We start from the raw sequence: 7,006 nt of genomic DNA on the forward strand, positions 1-7,006 counted from the left end.
TCTTTACGTTATTGCCCTGGATCTTTTACTTGATCAACTGTATGAATCACTTTGTTTTCTGTTTTTCCATCTACCAGCTCAGTTTCAGTGATATACATGTTCTGGATGACATGGTGTGTCTCCTGATCAAACTGGATAGGGCCGCGCGGACTTGTGAAGGACACTTTAGACATAGCATCAACTACCTTGTCCGGATCGGATACGTCTCCTCCAAGACTCTTAACAGTTTCTGCAATAATTCTTGCGGCGTCATAGCCCTCCAATGATTCAATCGTAGGACGACGGTCGTATGCTTCTTCATACGCCTTGACAAACTCTTGGTTTTCTTTGGATTCTAAATTGTAATCCCAGAAAGTAGAAGCGAAGGCTCCTTCAGCTGCCGGGTCAATTGTTTGGCGCAGATCTTCAGCTACTAACCAGCCTGAGCCAACAAGCGGCATCTTTTCTTTCAAACCGTACTGCTCGTATTGCTGAACGAAACGAACAGCATCACTTCCAGCGAAGAATGCGTACACCCCATCCGCTTTTACTCCGCTAATGGTTGTTAAGTAAGAAGCGTAATCGTTGTTTCCTAGAGGAGGATACACTTCCCCGACAATCTTGCCGCCGGCTGCTGTGTAGGCTTCCTTAAAGGCTGAGGATACTTCACGGCCAAAGGCATAATCAGCCGCTGCAATATACATCGTCTTGCCGATATTCTTATAAGCCCACTCTCCCATAGAATGGCCAATCTGCCAGGAAGAGAAAGAAGATCTCCAAATGTAATCACTGCGTTGAGCCCTAGTCAGATCATCTCCGCCGGCATGAGAAGCTAAATAAGGAAGCTTGTTGGAATCCACATCATCACGTACCGCATAGGCGACAGCTGTACTGACGGCTCCTGTTAAGATATCGATATTATCCTGATCCATCAGCTTGCGCACACGGCGCAGCGCCACTTGCGGATCTGCTTCTGTATCTTCCTCAATAAGTTCAATTTTTTTTCCCTCTACTTCCCAGTTAATACTGTCAAAGTACAGCTTCATCCCATCTGATAAATCCTTCCCTAACGATGCATATACACCTGAGAATGGCAGGATAGCCCCGACTTTGACCGTATCTCCAGAAGCTCCTCCAGATCCTCCCTGGGCATCAGCATCACTGCTTGAATTGATAGCGCTTTCACCGCAAGCAGCCAACATAACGAACACTAAGACGACACTTACCAGCTTAAACCATGTTTTCTTCACACTTATTCACCCCTTATATGCCTCTGTTGAATATAGAGCCTTCGAATCCTTCACCCCTTTGTGCCTTTCGTCCCCCTTTCTAGTTTTATCTGAATATTATAATATATCTGAAATATTATTTTTTCAATACTTTTTTAAAACTTTCGTCTAGAAAATGCAAAATTAGTAATCTTTTTATTCAGAACAGTTAGTATCGGTAACTTTATTTTTTATAAAAGCACATGAGTCATTGATTTATAGAGGTTCTTTGCTTTTTTACGCTCATCTAAAATATACGGATAGACTTCTCTCTTTTTAAAATAATCATGGATTTAAGCTTATCAATACTTTGAAATCTTAATATGTATAACAAACAATCGTTCTAACTTTGTATTATTTTAAACTATTCCTATTTGCCTCTTTCAAGGGAAAATTGGTCTACATAAAAAAGCAAGCCGGCTTTCCGCCAGCTTGCCCTTTTCAGTTATTCCTGTTTATATACCCCATGCTTTACGATATCCAAATAATCATCCAGCTCCTTCATCATAGGCTCAGGTTGATTAAAAAGATCAAATTCACGTTTCTTATAGAGAACCTGATATTTAGCTGTTAACTGATCCACGATAAAAGAGGTCATGTGAATAACTTTCTCCTTTGTCACACCAGGACGCAGCTTTTGCTCTGCAATTAACTCAGGCAAATAAACGGTCTCCAGCCTAAATTCCTGTCCATGCGTCTCATAGTACCGGTTCATCACCGCTTCCATTTCGGGCAGGACGGCTGCCGGTGTATGGAAGAAGGCATCTGTCACTAGCTGTACTTCCTTTCTATACGGCTTCAATACTTCCTGCTTCAGCCGGACGATCTCCTTAATCCGCTCAAAAAAATCATCTGCTCTCGTATGCTGAATGGCTTCTGCTACCTGCTTAGACAATATATCAAGCAGGTGAGAGACGACATACACATACAGATTTTTCTTGCTTTTAAAGTAGTGAAAAAGAATCCCTTTCGAAATACCGGCCCGCTGTGTGATCACATCTGTTGATGCTTTATCATACCCTTTCTCGGCAAATTCTTCTACGGCCACCTGCAAAATCAATTCTTTTTTTGCTTGAGGCTGCTTCTCGAATGCTTCATACAAGCTCGAACACCTCACACTTTCTATGCTACACAGAAATGTCTTTCTTCTTATATATCATAAAAGCTCCTATTATACTAACTAAGCTAACGGACAGGAGGACAATCACATGAATTGGTCCTAACGTATTTTCATTAATAATTGGAGCGGCATCTGTATAATAGAACGGACTCGCATACTTCAATGGCTCAATGGAATCTGACAAACCCGACATGAGTTGAAAGAAATAGGTGACAATCACGATGCCAATGGAAATAGCCAGTGTATTTCGAGTCCTCTTCATAAAGGAGGAAAGCAGAAAAGCCAACGCGGCAAACGTCAGATGAAGCAGAAAAGCGGCCGCAATGAGCAGGGCAAATGTCTTAACCGGCACTTTATGATCGCCCGCAAACTGAAAGCCAATAAAGCTGGCAAAAGCCGCTGCGGCATTTAAAGTGAAAATGTTAAGCAGGATTAAAGCAAGTTTCTGCATGACCACTTGCCCTCTTGTCACCGGCTTTGACAGCAGGAATTCGGCTGTCTTATCTCCTTCTTCCTTTGCTAACATATTAGAAGCCAGAATAGCAGCATAGATACTCCCTAAAAGGGTGATCATCATATACACCTCAATGCCGTAAAACCCCATCAGCGTGCCTAAACTCAGTTCATTCATTTGAAACATTTCCCTCATTGATTCGGGATAGGCCTCAAATAATTGCTCCATGCTCTCCTGCTGGTCAGCAAACTGAGGAAAAATGCTTAACAGCCAAATGATGAGTCCTGACAGGATCAGGCACCAGATCAACAAAGACTTCCTGCTTCTTTTCCACTCCCTTTCCATGATCATTTTTCTTCCCCTCCTTCGTTCTCATAATAGTGCATGAACACTTCTTCAAGCGAGGGCTCTTCAATTACGACATCTTCAAGCGGCAGGCTGCTCAACTGATCAAGAAGCGGATGAATGTCTCCACTATAAAGAAGCTTGATGTCCCTTCCTTTCACTTCCTGTTTAACAATCCCCTCAAGATCAACGGCTGATGGATTTTCTTTTTCAAATGTCAGCGTGATATTCTTGACTCGATTTTTCGTTAAGCTTTCAATCGACTCGACTTTCACAAGCCGGCCTTCCTTAATAATGGCCACACGATCACACATTTTCTGTACCTCACTAAGAATATGGGAAGAAAAGAAAATCGTTGCACCCCGATGCTGCTCTTCCCTTAGCAATTCAAAGAAGTGGTGCTGCATTAACGGATCGAGCCCGCTCGTCGGTTCATCCAGAATAATCAGCTTCGGCTCATGCAAGAGCGCCTGAACGATGCCTACTTTTTTGCGGTTACCGAATGAGAGATCTTCAATCTTTCTAGTTATATCTAAATCCAGGCTTTTAGCCAGCTTCTTCATTCTGTCTTCATTAAAGTTCCGGTGAAACCGGCCTGAGTAGGAAAGCAAATCAATGACCTTCATATCATCATAATAATGGACCTCGGAAGGCAGATAACCAATGTGCTGACGAATCTCCTTTGAATCTCTTACAATATCTTTCCCAAAGATCGATGCACGACCACTTGTTGGAAAAATAAGATTTAATAATGTGCGGATGGTCGTACTTTTTCCTGCACCGTTCGGTCCGATAAAACCAAAGATCTCTTCTTCTTCAATGGAAAAGGATACATCTTCAATTCCACGATTGTTTTTATACCTTTTCGTTAACTGATGGAGTTCTACAATCGCCACGGCCTTTCCTCCCTCTTTCTTCTTTTATTGACTACTGAGTCAATTTTATCGTAGTGCAGATTGACTCAGTAGTCAATCTGTTTATTATATGCAGGTATGAGCAGGATTTGACCTGAGAGTATGATTCATAACTGCCACTATTTGTTCACCCCTTTCTTCATTTGTTACCTTTATAATGAGGGAGAATAATAAATAATGAATGAGAGGGTTTAAGATGAAAAAATTATGGTGGCTAAGTGTACTGGTTATATTGGCAGCCGCACTATCCGCATGCAATAGTGAACCAGAAAAAGAAACGACAGCACCCGAAACTCCAGAGCCAATCGAAGTAGAGCTTTCTGTTCCTGATCAAGCAAACGTGAACGAAAACATACAAATGAAGGCTGCCGTCTCACAAGGGGGCGAGCCAGTAGCAGACGCTGATGAAGTAGAATTTGAAATATGGGAAGAAGGCAAGAAAGACGAAAGCCAGCTGGTCGAAGCAAAAAATAACGAAAACGGTACTTACGAAGCGGACACTGCTTTTGATCGTGATGGAGTCTTCACTATACAGGTTCATGTCACAGCAAGAGGACTGCATACCATGCCGATGAAGTCAGTTACCGTGGGATCGGGTGCAGAGAAAGCGCAAACAGCGACAGATGAAGAGCATTCGCATGGCGAGCATGCAGAAGGCTTCAGCCTGCATTTTACTGAACCAGAAAGCCTTCAGGCTGGAGGGGAAACCACCTTAACGACTCACCTGCAGATGGACGGATCCCCTTTAGAAAAAGCACAAGTCCGATATGAGATTTGGCCAGCGGAAGATGAACACCAGATTCAATGGGTAGACACAATGGAGGAAAAACCGGGCGAATATTCTGCTGCTCATACATTCGACAAGAGCGGAATCTTCCATGTTCAAGTCCATGTTGAAAATGATGAAGGACTCCATGAACATCAAGAATATGAATTGAACGTACAATGAGTGACTGAAAAAGGAAGCGAACAGCTTCCTTTTTCACTTTGAGGAGACTTATCGCCCGCCCCCGCGGAAAGCGAGGCGCCTGGAATGGAAAGCAATCATCCATCTGAAAAGCAAAAAAGAGCTTTCGTTCATTATTTTTGATTGGTTCACATGGAGATGTTATCCTTTATATAGTCAAATAAGTTTGAAAATCACCTATATGGTTAGAAGGGGGAAGTGAAATGAGCCAAGTCCCATTGATCGTAACAACTGATTGGCTGGCGGAGAGATTAGATGATCCGAAGCTAAGGTTAGTAGATGCAACTACTTTTCTAAAAATACCTGAGAGCGGCGGCTATTATGATGTATGGTCCGGAAAAGAAGCTTATGAGAAAGGTCATATTCCTGGAGCCGTATTTGCTGATTTGCTGAATGATTTTTCTGATCCTGATTCAAAATTCTCCTTCACGGTTCCGCCAAGAGAGCAATTTGTGAAGAAGGCTGAGGAGCTCGGTATAGGGGGAGAAGATACGTACGTAGTGGTGTATGATCAGGGAGCCATGGTTGACTCTCCAATTGTTGCTTCAGACTGGGCTTCACGGTTTGCATGGCAGCTTCGCTATGAAGGGTTCGATCATGTTGCTGTACTTGACGGCGGTTTCCCAAAATGGATGGATGAAGGCCGCCCGGTCACTACAGAGCCCGGTTCTTATCCACGCGCTGAGTTCTCTGGCGAACGTCGTCCGGACATGCTGGCAACGATTGAAGATGTCAAAGCAGCGATGACCGATGAGAATGTCGTTCTCATCAATAGTTTGTCGGAAGCTGATTTCAAAGGTGAAACGGATACTTATGAGCGCAGCGGCCACATTCCTGGAAGCGTCAATGTGTTCTTTGGCGATCACTCTGACCCTGAAACGAAGGAATTATATAGCGATGAAAAGCTGCGGGAAACCTTTGAGAAAGCCGGTGCCTTAGATCCAAAGAAGAAGGTCATTACCTACTGCGGCAGCGGCATCGCAGCAACCTGGAATGCGCTCCTTTTAAATAAGCTTGGGCAGAACAATGTAGCCATGTATGACGGCTCCATGACTGAATGGACATCTGATCCCTCGCTGCCTCTGGATAAAATCGCAAGAGGCGTGGAAGAATAGCAATAAAACCTTGAGGAGTCCTCAAGGTTTTATTTTATTGCTTTTGCAGTTCATTCACCGTCACGAATGTATACCCTTCATCAGAGAGGGTTTTCAATATACCCTCTACCGCCTTCAACGTCTCACCGGTACGATCATACATCGGATGCATAAGAATAATAGAACCCGGTGTGACCTGCTCTTTCACATAGCTGACCTTACCGGAAGCTGTATTGTGGTAGCTGTCAGGCTCCAAATTCCACATAATCGTCTCACGCTGATGTTTATTCAAATAGTAAGGCAGACCAATCAGCTTCTTGCCATTTGGCGGACGGAAATCAATTTCTTTATCGTATCCCGCCTGCCTAATCAGCTCATCTGTCTTTTCTATTTCTTCTGCAATAGCAGATGGGCTTTTGAAAATCATTCGTTCGTGCGAATACGTATGATTCCCGACCTGATGCCCCGCCTTCACAATCTGTTCTGCTTCTTCCGGGTGCCCTTCTATATCCTTGCCAATCAGAAAAAAGGGCGCCTTCGCCTCATATTTCTCTAGAAGCGGCAACAGCTCCTCCACATTCTCCGTTGGGCCGTCATCAAACGTTAAAGCAACGACCCTCTGCTCTGTTTCTACCCGATCCGTTAACCCGCCGAATAACTGAAACGTTCTCGCGTTCATTAACTGATAAGCTCCCACTAAAAGTAAAACTAAGAGAATGCTAAAGATGATCAGCCATAACCATTTCTTTTTCATACATAAAAGCCTCTCTCAAAATCGAGTAGAGGGAAAATAAGTTGATTATTTTCGCCCCTCTCACACCACCGTACGTACGGTTCCGTATACGGCGGTTCAATTTATATTACA

At 43.5% G+C, this 7,006-nt stretch carries 7 protein-coding genes; 2 read left to right on the forward strand and 5 right to left on the reverse strand.

The annotated features are described in order from the left end of the window. Positions 1-8 precede the first annotated feature (8 nt). The 4 genes from QY97_RS15010 to QY97_RS15025 all read right to left on the reverse strand — a co-directional run bounded on the left by QY97_RS15010 (position 9) and on the right by QY97_RS15025 (position 4,062). Entirely contained in the window at positions 9-1,229 is a 1,221-nt protein-coding gene (locus QY97_RS15010) for an ABC transporter substrate-binding protein (RefSeq protein WP_039236188.1), read from the reverse strand. A 463-nt stretch (positions 1,230-1,692) separates the two neighbouring features. Continuing rightward, positions 1,693-2,349: a TetR/AcrR family transcriptional regulator gene (locus tag QY97_RS15015; protein WP_039236191.1), complete on the reverse strand. Its 657-nt coding sequence runs from the start codon at positions 2,347-2,349 to the stop codon at positions 1,693-1,695. Between the two features lie 25 nt (positions 2,350-2,374). Beyond that, positions 2,375-3,172, reverse strand: a complete 798-nt coding sequence (locus QY97_RS15020; RefSeq protein ID WP_039236194.1) for an ABC transporter permease subunit — start codon at positions 3,170-3,172, stop codon at positions 2,375-2,377. After that, a complete protein-coding gene (locus QY97_RS15025) occupies positions 3,169-4,062 on the reverse strand; it encodes an ABC transporter ATP-binding protein (RefSeq protein ID WP_039236196.1) in 894 nt (297 codons plus the stop codon). The genes QY97_RS15020 and QY97_RS15025 overlap by 4 nt, the downstream gene beginning before the upstream one ends. Before the next feature lie 214 nt (positions 4,063-4,276). Between QY97_RS15025 and QY97_RS15030 the strand changes: the two genes are divergently transcribed. Together QY97_RS15030 and QY97_RS15035 are read left to right on the forward strand one after the other, a co-directional pair. After that, positions 4,277-5,029, forward strand: coding sequence for a FixH family protein (locus QY97_RS15030; RefSeq protein WP_039236198.1), 753 nt, complete (start codon positions 4,277-4,279; stop codon positions 5,027-5,029). Between the two features lie 221 nt (positions 5,030-5,250). Further along, positions 5,251-6,162: a sulfurtransferase gene (locus QY97_RS15035; protein ID WP_039236201.1), complete on the forward strand. Its 912-nt coding sequence runs from the start codon at positions 5,251-5,253 to the stop codon at positions 6,160-6,162. A 34-nt stretch (positions 6,163-6,196) separates the two neighbouring features. On the opposite strand, the gene QY97_RS15040 is transcribed toward QY97_RS15035, so the two are convergent. Continuing rightward, positions 6,197-6,895, reverse strand: coding sequence for a polysaccharide deacetylase family protein (locus QY97_RS15040; RefSeq protein ID WP_039236204.1), 699 nt, complete (start codon positions 6,893-6,895; stop codon positions 6,197-6,199). Positions 6,896-7,006 lie beyond the last annotated feature (111 nt).

Source organism: Bacillus thermotolerans (assembly GCF_000812025.2).
Classification (GTDB): domain Bacteria; phylum Bacillota; class Bacilli; order Bacillales; family Domibacillaceae; genus Quasibacillus; species Quasibacillus thermotolerans.

Excerpts from the sequence above, each read along its gene's own strand:
- QY97_RS15020 (WP_039236194.1), bottom strand. The coding sequence starts at position 3,172 with ATGATCATGGAAAGGGAGTGGAAAAGAAGCAGGAAGTCTTTGTTGATC.
- QY97_RS15040 (WP_039236204.1), bottom strand. The coding sequence starts at position 6,895 with ATGAAAAAGAAATGGTTATGGCTGATCATCTTTAGCATTCTCTTAGTT.
- QY97_RS15035 (WP_039236201.1), top strand. The coding sequence starts at position 5,251 with ATGAGCCAAGTCCCATTGATCGTAACAACTGATTGGCTGGCGGAGAGA.
- QY97_RS15030 (WP_039236198.1), top strand. The coding sequence starts at position 4,277 with ATGAAAAAATTATGGTGGCTAAGTGTACTGGTTATATTGGCAGCCGCA.